This is a genomic window from Pseudoalteromonas sp. MMG005 (assembly GCF_018101015.1).
Classification (GTDB): Bacteria; Pseudomonadota; Gammaproteobacteria; order Enterobacterales; family Alteromonadaceae; genus Pseudoalteromonas; species Pseudoalteromonas aurantia.
This window is the reverse complement of sequence record NZ_JAGJEK010000020.1, coordinates 1-20,607: the sequence shown is the minus strand read 5'-3', so window position 1 is coordinate 20,607 and position 20,607 is coordinate 1. Positions and strand designations below refer to the sequence as shown.

Genomic DNA, 20,607 nt, shown 5'->3' with positions numbered 1-20,607 from the left:
GTAAGACGATTTGATTCGTTTTTATAGCTAGGATGCACAATGTTACAACCGCAGCATTGGTGCATCTCGCCACATTGTTTTTAAAGGAGCAAACCAATGGCAGAACATCAATCTAGAGCACAATTTCATCAAAACAACCCCCAAGCTAAAGCGCATGCTGCGTTAGATGACGCTACTAACCTGCAATTAAAATTAACGCCTGGCCCTGTAAAACTCTCGGCACATAAGTATCAAGGCAAAACTGCTGTGATAATAGGCGCTGGGGTATCGGGGCTAACGACGGCATATGAGTTATTAGCGCAAAAAACAGGGATGGATGTGGTGGTGCTCGAAGCACAAAATCGCACTGGTGGACGCTGTTTAAGTTTACGTACTGGCGATACGTTGACAGAAGATGTAAATAGCGACTTGTTTAATTCCACCCCAGGTCAAACACAAATGGTCCATTTTGAACAACCAAAAGGCGACAGTCGCCCGTATTTAAATGCAGGTCCAGGCCGTATTCCATCGGGCCATAAACGTTTACTTTCGTATTTGAAAGAGTTTGGCGTCGATGTTGAAGTGTATGTAATGAATAGTGAATCAAATTTAGTACAGATGAAAGATAGTTTTGCAGGTTTGCCATTAGTATATAGGCGCTTAGATCATAATACACGCGGCTGGTTGGCCCAGATGGTTTATGAAAATGCTCATAGTTTAATTAAAGCGACAGAATGTGGTGTTGCCGCCGAAAAAGTGGATGAACGTGCTGGGCAGTTACAAGATCTGATGATTTCGTTTGGGGAGTTGGTGCCATCTGGTGAGTATAAAGGCAAATATCAAGTAACGGCAGGAGAGAATGGCATGGAAAATGGGCGTTCTCGAGCCGGTTATACAGTATTGCCGGGCGTCGAGGCCGGTCGAACCGCAGAGCCGTTAAGTTTTGACTCGCTGCTTGAATCAAACTTTTGGGCAGAAACTAAATTTTATCAACCGGCTGACTTTTTATGGCAAAACACGCTATTTCAGCCTGTTGGAGGTATGGATCAAGTGCAACATGCTTTTGCACGAGAAGTGAGCCGTTTAGGGGGCAATATTCAGTTAAATAGTCCTGTAAAATGTATTCAATGGGATGAGAGCCGGCAACAGTTTGATATATCAGTAAGTAAAATGGGCACTGAAGCGGTTGAGCACATTTATGCTGATTATTGTTTTAGCAACATGGCCATGCCATTTTTGAGCAAGATACTGGATGACGACTTACAAAGTTTAGATACTGAGACTGGATTAGATAAAAGCTTCAAACAGGCATTGCATGCGGTTTATCAATCACAATTCAATGTGCCAACCCAAGGGTACGCCGCGAAGTTTTTGGCCTGCACAACCAAAGTAGGGTGGCAAGCAGATAGGTCGCTATGGCAAGGATCGAGTGTTGAAGTTCGTCACGATAATATCAGTAATGAAGATATATTGACGGTACCCGACTCTGAAGTCGGTGTGGTCCCTATTTTTGGCGGGATTTCATGGACAAACGATGAAATAACACAAATTTGGTATCCATCAACTGCCTATCATGATCAAAAAGGGGTATTGACTGGTGCCTACAACTTTTCAAAGGTTGCATTTGATTGGGGTTGTTTGTCGGTTCAAGAGCGCTTGGACAAAGCAAAGGCTGGTGCGACGCTATTCGGAGATGCCTTTGGGCATGGCTTGGAGCACGGTGTAGCCATTGCGTGGCAAAATATGCCATATATCAAAGGGGGCTGGGCACAATGGCATGTGGTGGGTGACCAGGCTGTTACGCATTTCAATGCATTGACGCAAGGGAGTGGAATTAATTCAGCTGCAGGTAAAAGTGCACCAAACTTCTTCGTTATTGGTGATCAGCTGTCATCACTGCCTGGTTGGCAAGAGGGGGCAATTGCGGCTGCATTGAATGCTGTGAGTCGTATGGAACGCCCTGATTTGGCTATTCCTCATCTATCATATTTGCCAGATACACGTTTAATGGTAGAAGGCATCTAACGAATACCTTTTGAAATATCAAGACTTCGGTGTTCAATGAAGTCTTGATATTTCCCCCATTATTTTTCTATATTCTTGATGTAGTTCAACCGATTATCAGAAGCTAAAGCATTTTTTATTTATCTGCGCTAAAATTACCGGTTATAACTTATGCCAGTTTTCTCAGCGAAGTGATCATTTAACTTCAATGTTGTAAAACTAGCTTATCTAAATTGGCGATTAATTCGCATAGTTCCACGGGGTTTGGTATGTCAGATAAGTGCTATATTACCGCACAACAATTGTTAGAAGATTCTTTTCGTGTTGCAGCACAAGTGTATGAAGATGGGTTTCGCCCAGATTTCATCATTGGTATTTGGCGTGGCGGCGCTCCAATTGGTATTGCTGTGCAAGAGTATTATGATTATAAAGGTATTGAAACAGATCATATCGCTGTGCGTACATCGTCATATTATGGAATAGGTAAGCAGTCAAAAGAAATCAAAGTGCACGGCTTACACTATATAATAGAAAATGCGGATGCCGGAGATTCATTGCTGATTGTTGACGATGTATTTGACTCAGGTCGCAGTATATTTGCGTTAAAAGAGAAACTCAGCGAGCTGATGCGCTTAAACTTACCAAGAGATATCCGAGTTGCGTGCCCGTACTATAAGCCGAAAAATACCAAAGTGCCCATGAAGCCAGACTATTACATTCATGAGTCAGATGAATGGCTGGTGTTCCCGCATGAATTATCTGGATTAACCCCAGATGAGATTATTGCGGGCAAATCTGATTTAGCTAAAATTCAGGACCTTTTTAAATAAAGCATGATAAAGGTGTACAAAACATACCGTTTTGTACACTGAGCTTAAATTTGGGAGAAGCTATCAACAAACTCTTCAAGTAAAGTGATATCCACAGGCTTTAAGCCATCACTGGTACGTACTATTAATCCTTTTTCAACCAGTTCAGACACCACGCGTCGATAAGCTCGCTCCGTTGTCGCAAAACGTTCGGCTTCAGCATTGACCGTTGGGTAAGCTCGCAGCATGGTTGGATGGTTGTTTTCGGCACGCAATAAACAATCATTAGCAATGTTATAGCTGAGTGGGAGCAGCAATTTATCTAGGTTGATTTTTTGGTTTTCGGTGAATTTTGCGGCAATAGACTGTGCTGTGTATAAGCTCAATTGGGGTTGATCTAACAAAAGCTGGCGCCAATGCTTTAACTCAATCAGGTTGTACTTCACCTCGCTAAGGCAAGTGACTGTATAAATACAAGGGTGTTGATTGAGTGCTTCAATTTCACCAATGAGGGTGTTATTACAATCTAATTGTCCGAGTAGGAGACGACGACCGTTACCCACATCATAGCTGAATGATACAGTACCACTGCGTACTAAGATTAACTTGCTTAGTGGCTCATCTTGATGAATTAATACGTCTTTTTTACTATGTAAAAATCCGTTACCCGCGAACTTTAATAATTGTTCTACAAGATCGGTGGAAAAATGATATTGAAACATCTAGATGGCTCTTCGGACAATTGTCCTATTTATTGGTGATAAATAACGATAGCATGAAGTCCTTGATTTCTCGCTAACTCACACCAGCGGTTTGCTAAAATGCAAATGCCCCCGTTCCCGTGTTAGAGCTTACTTAGTCCTAATTCTATAAGGGGTTTGTGAGTTAGTTTTTTTATTCTAGGCTTAATCACACCAGCAATAATTTTGTACAGCTGACTATGCTAACTCAACTAATGGGAGAGAACAAATGACTTGGGAATATTTAGGCTATATTGCCTCAGTTTTTTTGGTAATTTCACTGATGATGAGCAATGTCGTTAAATTACGGTGGTTTAATTTAACAGGGTGTATATGTTTTGCTATCTATGGAGTCATGATAGAAGCTTGGCCTGTGGCGTTTACTAACGCACTATTAGCGCTTGTAAACAGTTACCATTTAATAAAACTGCACCGTACTGACTAGGGATTGTTGATCTTTGCTGTTCTATTTTTGTTCGCTTTGAGCGTGCTTTTATCGAGGCGCTTAATGTGTGGCTTAGTGATCTAAGCGAATATTAAGCAACAAAGAGAAAAGGGCGCTCAAAAGAACCAGTAGGCAGCGTTTGATTGGCTTTTCTACTATGTTATCGGCTGACTCACATGGAGTAACTATGCTACGCAGCCTCTGCCTTATATAAAATCCAATCAAACTGCTGCAAAAATGAACCTGACAGATCAACAGCCCCTAGTACCGTGCAGTTAATAATATAACAATTAACCTTGGTATTTTAACTTTCCTGCGATCCAAGTTTGTTCAACTTGAATATCATCTATTTCATGCTGGTCAATATTCATAAAGTCTTTATCAATTAAAATGAAATCAGCCCATTTTCCTTGTTCTAAACTACCGGTTTTATATTCTCTAAATTCACTATAAGCCGCATCAAGTGTAAAAGCGCGCAAGGCCTGTGCTCTGGTTACTGCCTCATTGACTCGCCAGCCACCTTTAGGTTTTTGCGCCCGAGACATTCTTGTTATAGCCGCATATAAGCCATGGAAGGGGTTGGCTAGCTCAACGGGGAAGTCTGATCCAAATGCTACTTTACTGCCTTGTTTGATAAATGTTTGCCACGCATACGCCCCTTGCAGCTGTGCATCGCTTAAACGCAATTGCGCCATATTCATATCCGATGTGGCATGAACGGGCTGCATAGATGGAATAATGGCCAACGATTTAAAGCGTGGTATATCTTGCGGGTGAACAACTTGGGCGTGCTCAATGCGGTTTCTAAGCAGCTTTCCCCCAACTGATTTGAAGGTGTTTTCATACGCATCTAGTACAATACGGTTTGCTCTATCACCAATTGCATGGGTGTGAGCACTGAACCCATGTTTGAAGCTCTGTGTAAGTAAAGCTTCTAATTTGGGTTGAGTTTCGAGCATTAAACCTTGATAGTTTTTACGGTCATGGTAATCCTTGATAAGTGCTGCACCTCGACTACCCAAAGCGCCATCCGCATATATTTTAACACTACGAATAGACAAAAAGTCTTGCGTGTCTTTTATAACGCCGTGTTTTAACATGCTTTCTAACTTGTCATCATTTGCGCCAAGCATTGCATAAATACGCAGAGGCAGTTTTTTTTGTTTCGCATAGTCTTGGTATAACAACCATGTATTGTAGTCGATACCGGCGTCATGAGTTGAAGTGATCCCTAAGCTGAGCAAATGTTTACCAGCCACTTCTAAGGCGCGCTTTCTTTGCGTAGGCAAAGTCGCGGGAATGTGCTGATTAACCAAGCTCTCTGCTTTATCGATAAATACCCCCGTTGGTAACCCGTCGGCACCTCTGATTATCTCGCCACCTTTTGGCGCTTGGGTATGAGCTTCTATTTTAGCCAGTTTCATCGCTTGTGAATTGGCCCAAATTGCATGCCCGTCAACTCGGGTTAACACCACAGGTCTGTTTGATATATATTTATCTAACTGCGCAGCGGTAGGAAACTTACCACCAGGCCATAAAGTTTGATCCCAGCCGCGACCAATAAGCCAACCTTCTGGGTTTTTATTGGCATAGCTTACGAGCTTTTCTCCGACTTCTTTAATCGAGCGACTTCCCCTAATATCTAATCGAAGTAAGTTGTTACCAAGCCCTATAATATGACCATGGGCATCGATTAATCCAGGCAGAAGGGTTTTGCCGAGGCCATCAATTCGGGTCGCTTGAGGGAATTGTTTTAACGTAAGATCATTGCCTGTTTTAACGACTTTCCCATCTTTAAATACCAGTACGCTAAATTGTGCGAGGGCACCCGCATTGGTTGGCGTATAGCCTTGTATGTTGTGAATAAGGGTTGTTTGCGCAAATGCAAAGGATGAAGCGCCAAGTATACTTATGCTTAGAAATAAACTTTTTATCATTCACTTGCCTATGAGTGATTTATTATTTTATCCACCTTAACGTAATTTTTCTTATGGCTCAATTGATTGCATTCTTGCAAGTTTTTAGACGTCGCTGATCACTTGCATAAATCGACCAATATGTAGTAGATATAGGAACCGGTAATACAATAAATAAGGACAGTTAAAATGGAAAAATATAAAAAGTATGCCCGTACAAGTTTAGCGTTGGCAATTATGTCAATTATAACGCCCAGTGTTTCAGCAAATCATCTGTTGCAAAATGAGCAAGGTTATGAAGAGATTGTTCCTGAATTACGTGCTTTTTCAGAATTAGCACAACAAGTTAGGTATTTCTATCCGAGTAACGCTGTCGCAAATTCTGACTGGGATAGTTTTTTACGTGATAGCTTCAAAGTCTTGCGTGACACGCCAAGCGAGCAGCGAGTAGATAAAGGGATAGAGTTGATCCAAGCAATTGCACCTTATGTTCAGCGCAATGTGATACACCTTCCGAGCGTTGAGAATGATGAGAGTGTGAATGTTTGGATTCAAAGTGGGGCGAGTACTAATCATATTTATTTTAGAGATTTAACAACCGGCACTTTTCAAGAGCTTACTCAATTCCCTTATTTCACACAGCAAACATACTTTGCTTCAACCTACCAAGGTCGAGATATTTATATCCCTTTATATTTACCCATTGATAGCGCGTTATTAGGGACGGCATATCAAGCAGGAAATCCTTATAACTTAGTAACGAATATGACGGGTACTGAAACATGTATGGCTGCAGTGAGCTCTATGTGGGCAGAAATTCAACATTTTTGGCCGTACTTTGGGCATGTTGATGTAAATTGGTCACAAACTCATTTACCTCTGTTTAATGCATGTATTGGTGCTAGAAATGAGTTTGAGTATAAAGTGAATGAGCAGTTTTCTTTATTAGGCGACAATCATGTATGGATAAATTATCCCGAAGAAATAGTGCCCTTTAAACACTATAAGTTACCATTTACCTTGTCTTACATTGATGAAAAGGCGTTGGTGGTTAATCGGACTGATTTCCTATCCTTACAAGTTGAGCTAGGTGATGAACTGATCAGTATAGACGGTCAAACAATTGACTATTGGTTAGATTATTACAAAGGCCGTACATTAAAAGCGGGACTGACAGAAAAAGAGCAATCGCTGAATCTACTCACTCGGTACACAGATTCACGTTTAGTGAATATGGTGTTTAGAAAATCATCTGGTGAAGAGTACGGTGTAACCAGTGCGACCGTTCACTATAAAGTGACCGGTCCATATAAAGGACAAGGTGTCGTGCCGCATTACAGTGAGTTGGTAAGATATCATGAGAATGGTGTTGCACAGTTAATGGCATACAATGTGACGGTAAATAATTTACCTGATGTGAAGCGCCTTCTTGAAAAGGCTTCGGCCATTGTGATTGACTTCCGCCATTATCCAACAAGTTTTCAAGGTTGGAAGCAGCTATTCGCTTGGTTACTCTCTACCGAGGCAAAATCGGGGACTCTTGATTTTAGATATCAAATGATGCCAGATCAGACCGAGAAGTTTGATTATACTTTTCGCCAGACAATTACGCCTGAAGGTGCAGGTGTCAATATCCCTTTGGTCGCGTTATCATCACGTTCAAGTATCAGTCAGAATGAGCATGCACTGATGTTTTTACAAGATGCCAATATACCAATTTTAGGTGTGCCTACAGCCGGAATTAATGGTGATATTGTTTATTCTCATAAGTTTGGTGGGTATCAACAAGGTGGTATTTCATATATTTATACGGGAATGTCGGCTAGGCAAACAAATGGCGAAGCATTAATTGGTGTCGGTGTTTTACCTGATATGTACGCACCACGAACGGCCAAATCTATCGAAAATCAAGAGGACAATCAGCTTATTCAAGGTATTAGTTACTTGAAAAAGCAGCTATAACGCAGTCATGTATTATCGACAAAATGCAGTGTAAAATCACACTGCATTTTTTTGGAGGCGTAGTATGAAGTTGTTTATGGTGTATTTAGGAGGGCGAGTTACCGGGTGCCATATTGAAATGCATGATGTACGGTTTGTTATCGGTGAAAACATTGAACAATGTTACCCGAAACTGAAAGCGCAATGGGTTGGGGATAAAAATGCGGTGCATATTGATAGCTATACTGAAATTACGCACATCAATGGCTATGAAGTGAATTTGGTAACCGAGCATACCTCGCAGTCTGAAAAGCTATACTTTGTTAATATGGGAGGGTATCACCCCACGGATCTTGCTGAGCAGCATGATTTTGCTTTATTTATTGCGAGGAGTGTTCAAGAGGCAAAAAATCAAGCTTATGCACAATTATTAGTGGGAGCAAGTCACCTCCATAAAGATAACTTACATGATGTGGACGATTGTTTTGCAATAGATTTATTAGATGAAAAATATTTCATTAAATTAACACCCAGCGGTAAAAGTAAGCCGCTGACACCAGATTGGTTTGGGTATCATATTTTGTAATTTACGGGTCTTTTTGCTCAGCTTTAATTGCTATTTTGATTGCAATAATAACAATAGAAAACAGGATGAAAGGGAGTGCTGCTAAGCTATATTCAGCGATAGAACTGTCCTGATAGCTTGGTTGCAGAATAAAATGACCGCCAATGCAAAGTAAAATAGCGACGAACAATAATGGGAGCATAATTAGCTCCTTACGTTTTGAGTGTTTCTTCATTAAAAAACCTCCGAGACTTGGGGCATACTATGACGTACCTTTTTGTTACAAGGCTTGATATGGATCATTTGATAAATCATTTTCACCGACTCGCAAGCATAAAATATTTTAGTATAAAATATAACTAAATAAATCACTGTTCTAGAAACAAATATACCATTTTAGCGAGGTTAGCGCGACTATATTGGTGATTGTATACAATCTGCGTGTAATCGCACGAAAAATGGTGGTTTTATGCAATTATTAACAACTGCTCAAAAGTAACATGAGCAAAATTTACTTGTACAGTTTTTCCTCTTTGTTATAAATGATGGCTTGTTGAGCAGGAGGAAGCATGAAAAGTGAAATAGTTGTAATTAAATTGGGCACAAGTGTACTGACGGCAGGTGAGAAAACCTTAAATAAGCCGCGTATGGTCGAACTTGTGCGGCAGTGTGTACAACTTAAACGCCAAGGCTATCAAGTGATCCTCGTATCGAGCGGGGCGGTAGCGGCGGGTCGTGCTCAGTTACCAAAACCTTGTGGCAGCTCATTAAAAGAGAAACAAATGTTAGCTGCCATCGGGCAAGGCCAGCTCATTTACACTTGGCAAACGCTTTTTTCTTTATACAACATACCTGTTGCACAAATGTTACTTACTCGGGCGGACGTAGAGCATAGAGCACGCTATTTAACGGCTCGAGATACCTTGAATGAATTATTACATCATAATGTCGTGCCAATCATTAATGAAAATGATGCGGTTTCTACGCGGGAAATAACGGTGGGAGATAACGACAATTTGTCGGCGATGGTAGCGATACTGGCCAATGCAAATAAATTAATGTTACTAACCGATCAAGTGGGGCTGTTTACCGCAGACCCGAGGAATGATCCAGATGCAAAGTTAATTGCAGAAGTGCGCAAAGTGGACGATAAGTTGCGCGCTTTGGCTGGAGGTGGGGGGAGCAATCAAGGCACTGGTGGTATGGCGACGAAACTTCAAGCTGCGGATATTGCACAAAGAGCTGGGATTGAAACAGTGATAGCGAAAGGTAGCGAAGTCGATATTATTACTAAAGTAATGAAGAATGATGCACCAAGCACGACTTTTGTGCGTTTCGATGCGCCGGTCGAAGGCAGAAAGAAATGGCTCTTATCGGCACCAAAGTCAAGCGGTGCATTGATTATTGACCTAGGTGCATGCGAGGCTTTAATTGACAGTGGAGCGAGTTTGTTAGCTAAAGGGATCATTTCGACACAAGGTGAGTTTAAGCGAGGTGATTTGGTGATGGTTAAGAATCAGCATGGTCACGTCATTGCAAAAGGACTGTGCAGTTTTTCAGACAGCGAGTTGGGTATCATTAAGGGGTGTCACAGCTCAGAAATAGAGGATGAGCTGGGCTGTAAATCATCACATGTAGTGCTTCATAGGGACGATATGGTGCTACTTGAATGTGTATAGTCACTGCATAAAATGTGTAGGGTAGACTAAGCTATAATCTCAAGGGTATTTGAGAGGCTTAAAATGACGATAGCGACTCAGTGTGGCCATGAGTTAACCGCTCGCTTATTGGATCAAAAAAGCGAATGGGCACTTGATGCGTGTTTTGACAAAATTCTTGAGCACCTTACTCAAGGTAATCACGCTTACGCATTGCTTTTTTGTAAGCAATTTACACCACAACAAATACCAAATACAGTTTTTACTTATTTAGAAGAAACGCTTACTGAGGTTGATATTGAATCTCAGGTAAAGCGGTTAGAGAAGCTAAAACCCAGTGTAGAAGTACATTATTACCATAGGAAGTGTATTTTTCCGGCTAAATTCGAAAATAATATACTGGGTTTTTTGGTTATTGAACTGATAGAAGATGAATTAATCCCTCCCCTCGAGCCTTTAATAGCGCACTTACTTAATGTATTTGTAAAACAATTGTCTACGCTGCATTATGCGTGTATTGACCCTCTATCTCAGTTATTGAATAGACAGACTTTTGAAGAAAAGGTTTTAAGTGTTGTCGCTCGTGATAACCATGCTGCAATGCGTCAAGGTTATGCTGAACGTCGCTGGTACTTAGCGATGCTTGATATTGATAACTTTAAAGGCGTTAATGATACATTTGGTCATGTTATTGGCGATGAAGTTATTTTGCTGGTGGCGCAATTATTAAAAAGTAGTTTTAGAGCTGAAGATTATGTATTTCGTTATGGTGGGGAAGAATTCGCTGTCTTGTTTCCGAGCCAATGTCCTACCACTGCATTTAACGGGCTAGAGCGGATTCGGATGTTGATTGAAGCAGCTCGTTTCCCACAAGTGGGTTCGATTACGGTCAGTGGCGGTTTTGTTGCTTTGGTTAATATTGGACAAACATCAGAGGCAGTCCACCAAGCTGATCAGGCGTTGTATTACTCTAAACAACATGGTCGTAATAAAATGACCTTTTTTGATGATTTAAACATAGCGCCCTTAGAACCAATCCATAGCGATATTGAATTGTTTTAGCTTGTGATATGATTGCCCTATAATTTAGACATGGGAATAAACATGAAATTTGTACGTTGGTTACTCGGGCGCATAATCTTATTACTTGACTTTATTTTTACACCTAGCAGTAAAAAGCGCCCGTCAGAACAGCAACTGGCACTGGATACGCAAACTGCACAGTTTAAACTGTATGAGTTTAAAGCGTGCCCGTTTTGCGTAAAAGTGCGTCGAGCGATTAAACGAGAAGGGCTAAAAATAGAAACTCGTGATGCCAAAGGTAATGCACAATATCGCCAAGAACTAGCAGAGCAAGGCGGCAAAGTTAAAGTGCCTTGTCTACGTATTGAACAAGATAACAAAGTAACTTGGTTATATGAATCAAGTGATATTGTCAGCTATCTACAAAAGCTCGATAACGCTGCATAATTTGCCGTTCAATGAACAATGAGAAAATTTGAGAATATGGGTTGATATGCTAGCATATCAACCCATATTTTATCGTCTGATATTTAAGAGAATCCACATGACTATCCGTACTCGTGTAGCCCCGTCACCGACAGGTGATCCGCATTTAGGCACCGCTTATATTGCACTGTTTAATTACTGTTTTGCTAAACAGCAAGGTGGTGAGTTTGTATTACGTATTGAAGACACAGACCAGGTGCGAAGCACTTCAGAGTCAGAACTCGCAATTATGGATAGCTTACGTTGGTTGGGCCTTGAGTGGGATCATGGTCCTGATGTTGGTGGTGAGTTTGGCCCTTACCGTCAGTCAGAACGTAGTGACATATATAAAAAATATGCACACCAGCTAGTTGAAGCGGGGAAAGCTTTCTATTGTTTTGCAACGGCTGAAGAGCTAGACCAAATGCGAGAAGAGCAAATGGCTGAGGGCTTACGTCCAAAATACGATGGACGTGGTTTACTCTTAAGCGAAGAGCAAATTAAAGCAAACTTAGAAGCCGGTATACCTTACGTTATTCGTATGAAGATCCCAGCAGAAGGCACGTTTAAGTTTAATGACTACTTGCGCGATGAAATAGAGATCCCGTGGGAAAATGTCGACATGCAAGTGCTATTAAAAGCGGATGGTTTCCCAACTTATTTCTTGGCGAACGTGGTCGATGACCATCATATGCAGATCAGTCATATTTTCCGTGGTGAAGAATGGATTAACTCCGCTCCTAAATTGCTAAAGCTTTATGAAGACTTTGGTTGGGAAGCGCCGGTATTAGGCCACCTACCACTACTACGTAACCCAGATAAATCGAAGCTTTCCAAACGAAAGAACCCAACCTCTATCAATTATTATAAAGAGATGGGCTTTTTACCTGAGGCTGTACTGAACTATCTTGGTCGAATGGGGTGGTCTATGCCTGATGAGCGTGAAAAGTTCACGTTAGCAGAAATGATAGAGCACTTTGATATGAAGCGAGTCTCATTGGGCGGTCCGGTATTTGATGTCGATAAGCTAAGCTGGCTAAATGGCCTGTGGATCCGTGAAAATTTGACTGACGAACAGCTTATCCAGCGCTTTGTTGACTGGAAGTTTAATAGTCAAACACTCGCGCGTATTTTGCCTGAAGCAAAAGCACGTATAAATACGTTATCAGACCTGGTTGATTTAGCGGGTCACTTTGTTGGCGGTATTCCTGAGTATGACCCTGCATTATTGACCGCAGGTAAAGCAGAGGAAGAGACTGTACGTCAAGCTCTACAATTTTTTATCTGGGAACTAGAAGGGTTACGTAGCTGGGAAAAAAGTGAAATCTTTGCCATTGCTAAATCAGTATCAACTTTCCATGAACTCAAAATTAAAGAGTTTTTAGAACCAATTTTTGTTGCTGTGACGGGGAAAGCGTCGTCTACGTCGGTGTTAGATGCAATGGAAATCTTAGGTTCCGATTTATCCCGCGCACGTTTGCGTGTGGCGCTTGCACATATTGGTGTCTCGAAAAAGCAAGCTAAAAAGCTAGAAAAAGCTTATAGGGATTACCCCAACTCATGATCTAATTCTTTGAATTACATCTATAAAAAGCCACATTTACCGTTTGTGGCTTTTTTTATGTTTAAATTTCAACAGATTCGACCTCTTTTTGTAAATATTCTGATAACATAGCGCGGTTTTATAGCTGATAAAGAAAGAATATATGTTAAGTCGTTTTTACCAAGAACAAGGCGAGCACGTGGTGATCACCCGTGAGCAAGGTAGTCAATTTGCAAAACAAATCGCAGATGATTTTAATCCACTTCATGATGTTGATGCTAAAAAGTTTTGCGTACCTGGTGATTTACTCTTTGCGTTAGTATTGCAGCGTTATGGTATCAGCGACAATATGCACTTTTCATTTTTAGGTATGGTTGATGAAACATCTCAATTGAATTTTCCGCAAGGAAATGAAGAATTTGATATCACCTCAAATGACAAAGTCATGATGTCAGTTAAACGTGATGGGGATGCTAATCTTTGTCCGAGTCTTATTGAGAGTTTAACGAAAAAGTATGTCGAGTTTTCTGGAACAGCCTTTCCGCATGTAATTATCCCGCTCATGGCACAGCAAAATGTCATGATCAATCCAGCTCGACCCATGGTGATTTACGAATCAATGGCGATTCATTTGGATGATACAAATTTAGAAGCGATTGAACTGGAGTCTGATACGCCTGAGTTTAGCTATGAAGGCAAGCGCGGTAAGATTATTTTGCGCTTCAAGCTACTTAATGATGGAAAGCTTGTAGGCCGAGGTGAAAAGCATATGTTGGTATCTGGGATTAGGGCATACTGTCAAGAGACTGTTGATGACTTAATTGCCTATTACAACAATAGAAAAGCAACATTGTAACTAAGCGAAAGCAATGTTAGATGCGCGCATCTATGGCGCGCATTTGTTATACTTCGGCCACTTTATTTGTCTGTGAGTAGCCACCATGTCATTTCAATCTCTGCAATTAGCCCCTGAACTTAATCAGGCGTTAAACACGCTTAATTTTTCCGCTCCGACGCCGATACAACAACAAAGTATTCCTGAGATTTTAGCTGGACGAGATCTTTTGGCGACGGCTCAGACAGGCACGGGGAAAACGGCCGCTTTTATATTGCCAATTTTACATCAGTTATTGCAAGTACCTGAGCATAGTGGACAAGTTCGTGCTTTGGTACTTGCACCTACCCGAGAGTTAGCACAGCAAGTTGCGAATAATACTCAAGCGTATGCCCAACATACGGGCATAAAAGTTGCGTGTATTTATGGGGGGGCGAATATCAGCCCTCAAGAAAAAGCGCTAAGGGCAGGAGTTGATATTGTGGTGGCCACACCAGGGCGTCTCCTTGATCATTTATTAAAAGGGACATTGAAGTTAGCATGTGTTTCTCACTTAGTATTTGATGAAGCTGATCGCATGCTCGATATGGGATTTATTGGTGAAATAAAACGTATCATGCGTCATTTATCAGGAGATAGGCAAACTTTACTTTTCTCAGCGACGTTAGATGATCAAGTACAAAAGCTGGCGGCTCAATGGCTGACAAAGCCGCAACGAGTTGGAGTTGACCCTGATAATAGCGCAGCGGAAAAAGTAGAGCAGTTGTTTTATGCTGTGGATGATGATCGCAAGCGAGAATTGATGTCGCATTTGATAGGGAAAAATAACTGGCAACAAGTGCTTATTTTTACCAGAACGAAAAATATGGCTGATGAATATGCGAAAGAACTCAATAAAGATGGGTTAGCAACATTGGCAATTCATGGTGATAAATCGCAAGGCGCGCGAGACAAAGCACTCGCGCAGTTTAAATCTGGAAAAACACGTGTGTTGGTTGCAACGGATGTTGCGGCTCGTGGTATTGATATCATTGATTTAAATTATGTTATTAATGCGCAATTACCATTTGTAGCCGAAGATTATATTCATCGTATAGGGCGCACGGGCCGTGCGGGGAAAGCAGGTACCGCTTTGTCTTTAGTGAGTATTGATGAACAATGGCTATTAGAAGAGTTGGAAGTACTGCTTGGTGAGCGTTTAACGCCGCAATGGTTGCAAGGCTATGAACCTGATTTAACAAAAGAGCCTAAAGATAATCGAAAGAACTCAGCCAAATCACGAAAGCAAAGAGATAAAAAGCATATTTTAGGAAAGAGCGCGCACCGCCGTCGCCGATAATTATTGAGATAATGTTATTTTTGGTGCGACAGTATATGGGTTTTATTATTATGCTTAATTGGTGCTAGAGTAAATCATATAGACAGTTAAGAGGTTGTCGAATGACCACAGATCCTGAGCTATTACAGCAAACAAAATCTCAAGAAACATTGGCAAAATGGCAAAAAACCATTGATTTAATGGCCAGAGTTTTTAATGCACCGGCTGGTTTTATTGTACAGGCACAGGAAGCGGGCTTTTCGGTGCTGGTTGCAAATAAGAACAGCGAAAACCCTTATTCTGTTGGTGGGTTAATCCCCCTTGAAACCAATATTTTTTGTAAAAAAGTGGTGGCGGAAAATGCGGCACTGTACGAGCGTAATGCGAGTATTAACCCAGAGTGGGATTCTAACCCTGAAGTGAGTGAGGATGGTTTTGAGTCATACTTAGGGGTTCCTATTCATTGGCCTGACGGTAGCGCCTTCGGTACGCTGTGTGTGATGGACTTTAAAATCACATCATATGATATCAGTATGGTTGAGTTAATTGAGCATCTGCGAGATATGCTCGAAGATGATCTCATATTGATGCACCGCTTTAGTAAAATGCGCACGATTGCGATGCTAGATCCACTTACCAATATTTATAATCGTCGTGCAGTTGTTACTTTGGCTGAACATAAACGTGATATTGCGCTAAAAATGGCATTGTATTTTTATTGTATTTTTATTGACTTAGATGATTTTAAAGCAGTAAATGATCAATACGGACATACCACAGGCGATAAAGTACTGAGTAGTATTGCACAAGCGATAACCAGCGTCAGTCGAGATGATGATCTTGCTGGTAGGCTAGGTGGTGATGAGTTTTTGATGTTTGTGCAAGGACCAAATGGTGAATGGATTTCTGAATTAATGAAACGGCTAGAAGAACAGTTTGAATTACTATTGACGCGTAATGCATTGCCCAAAGTAACGTTTAGTTATGGTAGTGCCGTAACCGATGAAAAGTTCATTGATTTAGAGCAATTAATTGCCCAAGCTGATAAGTCGATGTATCAAGCAAAAACGGCACGGCGTAAGGTCTAATAACGACTCTATATTTGAATTTTTATGATTATGCAATTTGCTTTTCAGCTAAGTTTAATTCCATGGTCGCTTTGAGTAATCGGTATAAGTTTATAGATGCATCGATTTCTTCTTTACGGTTAGTTAAACTTTCAATATTTAACCCTAGCGGAATATCTAAGTGTGCACAGCTTTGCAAGATTAAATCGAGATTTTCTCGGCAAATACGTATGGATTCACTCAAAGGACTTGCTGAGTCTAACATGCGCCATTTTGTCGCCTCTGGCACAGAGATCCCTAACCACTCCATAAACTCTAGCGTTTTTTGTCCACCACAGGGAGTGAATGTTAAAATAATACGTTGTGGTGTGATCCCTTGCTGCTTACATGTACGGACATAGCTGGTGATTAAGTCGATTGTGGCTTGAGCATTATATACGGCTTGAGATATGAAAAATTTACACCCTTGAGCCGTTTTCTCGATTAATCGCTGTTGCTCATTTTTTTTATTTGCATGGCGTTCAGCGATGGTTACACCACCTAAGAAGAATGACTCTTGATGCTCTGAAAGTGCTTTATAAGCATCCGGTAAGCTTAACTTGATGTTGCCAGTAGAGGATGGACTGCCAACAAGTACGAGGTTATTGAGATCAAATTTATCTTTGCTGTTGGTTAACCAGTTTTTAAATTCGGATGCATCACGCTGTGCAACACTTTTATATGTGATCACATCAAGATGAGAAAGTGTTTTAATTAATTGACTATATTCACATGGATCTACGGTATTTTTAAATGGGAATGGTCTAGGCGCTTGAGTACGGCTGCTTTCATCTTGAATATCGTAGATGACAACGCCATCATATTCGATTTCGTGTAATCGACCGAGTAATTTACTGGCGATGGTTTCCAATTGCGCTCTATCAGTCCCAATTTTTGGTGGTGTTGTACCTATAAGGTATACACCTTGTTTAGGGTCTTGTATTTTCTCTTGCAGTGATAAAGCCATAATCCTCATTCCAGCCTAGGTCATTTTGATAGTGTAAATATAGCAGCCATTTAGACGTCTAGATAGATTTATTTGTTGAAACTTATTCAATAAACATGAATTATTTTCATGAACTAAGCCATGCTGCTGTAATTTATCGACATATTTTTTTACATTTATCTGTCGAGTTCCGGTAAAAGTCGGGAGAATTTACGGCATAATTGCTCTGTTGAGTTAGCTAATAGCGCTAATTATAAAAATTGAGAGCAAGGAACACATATGAAATTTAAATTATTGGCAACGAGTTTGGCGGTTACACTCGCACTAACTGGGTGTATAAGTAATAACAGTAAACAAAATGTCGTTACAACAGAGAGTGCAGCGGTAAGTAACAAAGTATTTTCGCAAGAATATGTCATTGAAGAATTAGATAATGGCTTGCGGGTGATGATTGTGAAAACGGATTATCCAGACGTTGTTTCATTGCAGATCCCCGTATCAGTGGGATCTCGTGATGAAGTAGAAGCGGGTAAAACCGGTTTTGCCCACTTCTTTGAGCATATGATGTTTAAAGGATCTGAAAAATATCCGCAAGATGTGTATTCAGATATATTGAAAAATTCGGGTGTAGACAATCGAGCATATACAACCAATGATTATACGAACTATTATCTCAGCTTTTCAAAAGAGCACTTGAATAAAGTACTTGAAATTGAAGCAGATATTTTCCAAAATTTATCCTATACAGAAGAGCAATTTCGTACTGAAGCATTGACTGTAAAAGGTGAATACTTAAAGAACAATGCAAATCCGGTTCGCAAGTTATTGTCGGCAGTACGTAAAGAAGCCTTTGATACACATACCTATAAACACACGACTATGGGGTTTTTCGAAGACATTGAAGCGATGCCTGATCAAATGGCCTACGGACAGACATTCTTTGAGCGCTTTTATAAACCTGAATATGTGTCAATGATCATTGTGGGCGACGTTGACCCACAAGAAACAATGAATGCAGTGAAGCAACATTGGGGGAACTGGAAAAAAGGTGACTTCAAGGCTGAGGTACCGGTTGAACCAAAGCAAACTGAAGCAAAGTACGTGCATGAGCAGTTCGAAGGTATGCCTGGACATTGGTTATTGGTTTCTTATAAAGGCGCGCCATGGTTACCAGAAAAGAAAGACCGAGCGGCATTGGATTTGATCTCTGAGCTGTATTTTGGTGAGAACTCAGCACTTTATCAAGAGCTCGTGGTTGATAAACAAATCGCCAGTCAAATGTTTCCGTATAACCCTGAGACTAAAGATCCAGGATTATTGCATGTGTTTGTTAAAGTTGAGAAAGAGCAAGACTTAGCACGAGTGAGAGATGCCGTTAATCGTACGTACGCCGAAGCGCGCACTGAGCTAGTGGACGAAGATAAACTAGCCGCACTAAAATCAAACCGTAAATATAGCTTTATTAATGGCCTTGATTCATCGCAGGCGATTGCTTCAACGCTTGCCAGATATATGCATTTTAAGCGAGACCCTGAAGTGATAAATCAACTTTACTCATCAGCAGATTCGGTCACCTCGACAGATATTAGGGCCGTTGCGAATAAGTATTTTGTAGACACTAACCGTACAACGGTGACAATGTCAGATTTAGATAAAGTATCAGGCTTCGAAGAAGAGAAACCACTTTCAGTGCTTGTTAATCAAGCTAAACAGCCAGTGGAGCAGCACTTCAAGGTGTTGGATAAAACCAATAGCTCTCCGCTTGTTGATGTGAATTTACTGTTTTATACCGGTGCAGCTGCGGATCCTGCCGGTAAAAAAGGTGTTGCAGCACTAACGGCTGCCATGATCGCCAATGGGGGTTCACAAACTAAATCTTACAAAGAAATTCAAGCTGCGTTATATCCAATCGCAGGTAGCTTTGGGTATCAAATTGATAAAGAAATGATTTCATTGCATGGCCGTGTTCATAAAGACAATGCGCAGCAATGGTATGATTTAGTTAGCGCACAGTTGTTAGAGCCTGGTTTTCGAGAGGATGATTTTAAACGTCTAAAGAAAGAGCTTATCGATGGGATTAAATCTGGGTTAAAATCGTCTAATGATGAAGAGCTTGGTAAAGAAGTGCTTTATCACAAACTGTATCAAGGTCATCCATATGAAAGTTACAACTTCGGTGATTTGTCAGATTTAGAGGCATTAACACTTGCAGATGTGAAAGCGTTCTATCAGAGAGAGTTTACCCAAGCAAAACTCAATGTTGGGGTTACTGGTGCGCTTTCAAATACAGTTAAAGCACAGATGTTACAAGATTTAGCAAAATTACCTAAAGGGGAAGAAGCGCGTCTAATGGTGCCAGATGCGCCAGTATTAAGCGGCCGTCATGCAACAATTGTAGAAAAAAGTGCAAAGTCAACGGCGGTGTCTTTTGGCTTTCCAATAGATACAATTCGTAGCTCTAAAGATTGGACTGCGCTGTGGTTAGTCCGCTCATACTTTGGTGAGCACCGTAGTTCAAACAGTTTCTTGTATAAGCGTATTCGCCAAACCCGTGGCATGAACTATGGGGATTACTCTTATATTGAGTATTTCCCACGCGGCATGTTCCAGACAAAACCTGATGCGAACTTAGGGCGTTCGGAGCAAATATTTCAAATCTGGTTACGTCCATTACGCTCAAATAATGATGCACACTTCGCAACACGCGTTGCACAATTTGAGTTAGATAAACTGATTGCCAATGGTATGAGTGACAAAGACTTTAATGCGACGCGTAACTTTTTGAGTAATTTTGTACCGCAACTTGTTGCGAGCCAAAGTCGCCAATTAGGGTATGCCCTAGACGGGGAGTATTATAATACTGGGAACTTCGTTGAATATGTGCGCAAGCAATTGGCCACTTTAACAGTAGATGACGTAAACCGGGTGATTAAAGAGACATTACAAACAGAGAATATGCATTACGTATTCATCACTGGGGATGGTAAAGACATGCAACAACGTTTGGCGTCTGAGCAAGTATCTCCTATGAAGTATAATTCAGATAAACCTGATACTTTAATTAATGAAGATAAGCACATTGAGAGCTATCAGTTATCAATTCCAGCAGCAAATATTGATGTGCAAGATGTGAAACGACTCTTTGAGTAAACGACTTTATCATTATTGAAGTAAGTAATAAGGCCGCGAGTATATCGCGGCTTTTCTGATTAATAACTAACCTCAGCTCTGGATAAGCGAATTTGCCTGATAAAGCTATTTCTTTCACTCTCGGCGTTGCTTTCATTTGTAATAGCCCGCTATTACTGCATAAA

Annotated in this window: 17 protein-coding genes; 13 read left to right on the top strand and 4 right to left on the bottom strand. The window is 40.9% G+C overall.

The annotated features are described in order from the left end of the window. The first annotated feature begins 96 nt into the window (after positions 1-96). On the top strand, positions 97-2,004 hold the full coding sequence (locus J8M01_RS16095) for an FAD-dependent oxidoreductase (protein WP_192506363.1): 1,908 nt from the start codon (positions 97-99) through the stop codon (positions 2,002-2,004). Between the two features lie 248 nt (positions 2,005-2,252). After that, positions 2,253-2,813: a phosphoribosyltransferase family protein gene (locus J8M01_RS16090; RefSeq protein ID WP_192506364.1), complete on the top strand. Its 561-nt coding sequence runs from the start codon at positions 2,253-2,255 to the stop codon at positions 2,811-2,813. Between the two features lie 44 nt (positions 2,814-2,857). On the opposite strand, the gene J8M01_RS16085 is transcribed toward J8M01_RS16090, so the two are convergent. Continuing rightward, positions 2,858-3,514, bottom strand: coding sequence for a cyclic nucleotide-binding domain-containing protein (locus J8M01_RS16085; RefSeq protein ID WP_192506365.1), 657 nt, complete (start codon positions 3,512-3,514; stop codon positions 2,858-2,860). Positions 3,515-3,761: 247 nt separating this feature from the next. On the opposite strand from J8M01_RS16085, the gene J8M01_RS16080 reads away from it, so the two are divergent. Continuing rightward, entirely contained in the window at positions 3,762-3,977 is a 216-nt protein-coding gene (locus J8M01_RS16080; protein ID WP_192506366.1) for a YgjV family protein, read from the top strand. A 290-nt stretch (positions 3,978-4,267) separates the two neighbouring features. On the opposite strand, the gene J8M01_RS16075 is transcribed toward J8M01_RS16080, so the two are convergent. Next, positions 4,268-5,914, bottom strand: coding sequence for an amidohydrolase (locus J8M01_RS16075; protein WP_211058669.1), 1,647 nt, complete (start codon positions 5,912-5,914; stop codon positions 4,268-4,270). Between the two features lie 168 nt (positions 5,915-6,082). Between J8M01_RS16075 and J8M01_RS16070 the strand changes: the two genes are divergently transcribed. Continuing rightward, on the top strand, positions 6,083-7,855 hold the full coding sequence (locus J8M01_RS16070; RefSeq protein WP_211058668.1) for a hypothetical protein: 1,773 nt from the start codon (positions 6,083-6,085) through the stop codon (positions 7,853-7,855). Between the two features lie 64 nt (positions 7,856-7,919). Further along, complete coding sequence (locus tag J8M01_RS16065; protein WP_211058667.1) at positions 7,920-8,420, top strand: DUF1543 domain-containing protein; 501 nt, start codon at positions 7,920-7,922, stop codon at positions 8,418-8,420. A gap of 1 nt (position 8,421) precedes the next feature. Here J8M01_RS16065 and J8M01_RS16060 read toward each other — a convergent pair whose 3' ends face one another. Then, positions 8,422-8,634: a hypothetical protein gene (locus tag J8M01_RS16060; protein ID WP_211058666.1), complete on the bottom strand. Its 213-nt coding sequence runs from the start codon at positions 8,632-8,634 to the stop codon at positions 8,422-8,424. Between the two features lie 334 nt (positions 8,635-8,968). On the opposite strand from J8M01_RS16060, the gene proB reads away from it, so the two are divergent. The 7 genes from proB (at position 8,969) to J8M01_RS16025 (ending at position 16,329) form a co-directional block, all read left to right on the top strand. Beyond that, positions 8,969-10,078: a glutamate 5-kinase gene (proB, locus tag J8M01_RS16055; protein ID WP_211058665.1), complete on the top strand. Its 1,110-nt coding sequence runs from the start codon at positions 8,969-8,971 to the stop codon at positions 10,076-10,078. Between the two features lie 63 nt (positions 10,079-10,141). Next, positions 10,142-11,119: a GGDEF domain-containing protein gene (locus J8M01_RS16050; RefSeq protein WP_211058664.1), complete on the top strand. Its 978-nt coding sequence runs from the start codon at positions 10,142-10,144 to the stop codon at positions 11,117-11,119. 42 nt (positions 11,120-11,161) lie between these two features. Further along, positions 11,162-11,527, top strand: a complete 366-nt coding sequence (locus tag J8M01_RS16045; protein ID WP_192506372.1) for a glutathione S-transferase N-terminal domain-containing protein — start codon at positions 11,162-11,164, stop codon at positions 11,525-11,527. Between the two features lie 97 nt (positions 11,528-11,624). Then, positions 11,625-13,109 carry a glutamate--tRNA ligase gene (gene gltX, locus J8M01_RS16040; protein WP_211058663.1) on the top strand — a complete coding sequence of 495 codons (1,485 nt, stop codon included), beginning with the start codon at positions 11,625-11,627 and terminating at the stop codon, positions 13,107-13,109. A gap of 142 nt (positions 13,110-13,251) precedes the next feature. Next, on the top strand, positions 13,252-13,944 hold the full coding sequence (locus tag J8M01_RS16035; protein ID WP_211058662.1) for a DUF3581 family protein: 693 nt from the start codon (positions 13,252-13,254) through the stop codon (positions 13,942-13,944). A gap of 85 nt (positions 13,945-14,029) precedes the next feature. Next, complete coding sequence (locus J8M01_RS16030) at positions 14,030-15,262, top strand: DEAD/DEAH box helicase (protein ID WP_211058661.1); 1,233 nt, start codon at positions 14,030-14,032, stop codon at positions 15,260-15,262. Between the two features lie 101 nt (positions 15,263-15,363). Further along, on the top strand, positions 15,364-16,329 hold the full coding sequence (locus J8M01_RS16025) for a sensor domain-containing diguanylate cyclase (RefSeq protein WP_211058660.1): 966 nt from the start codon (positions 15,364-15,366) through the stop codon (positions 16,327-16,329). 28 nt (positions 16,330-16,357) lie between these two features. On the opposite strand, the gene J8M01_RS16020 is transcribed toward J8M01_RS16025, so the two are convergent. Further along, complete coding sequence (locus J8M01_RS16020) at positions 16,358-17,314, bottom strand: hypothetical protein (protein WP_192506377.1); 957 nt, start codon at positions 17,312-17,314, stop codon at positions 16,358-16,360. A gap of 258 nt (positions 17,315-17,572) precedes the next feature. Here J8M01_RS16020 and J8M01_RS16015 point away from each other — a divergent pair, with 258 nt between their 5' ends. Continuing rightward, a complete protein-coding gene (locus J8M01_RS16015; RefSeq protein WP_211058659.1) occupies positions 17,573-20,443 on the top strand; it encodes a pitrilysin family protein in 2,871 nt (956 codons plus the stop codon). Positions 20,444-20,607: the final 164 nt, after the last annotated feature.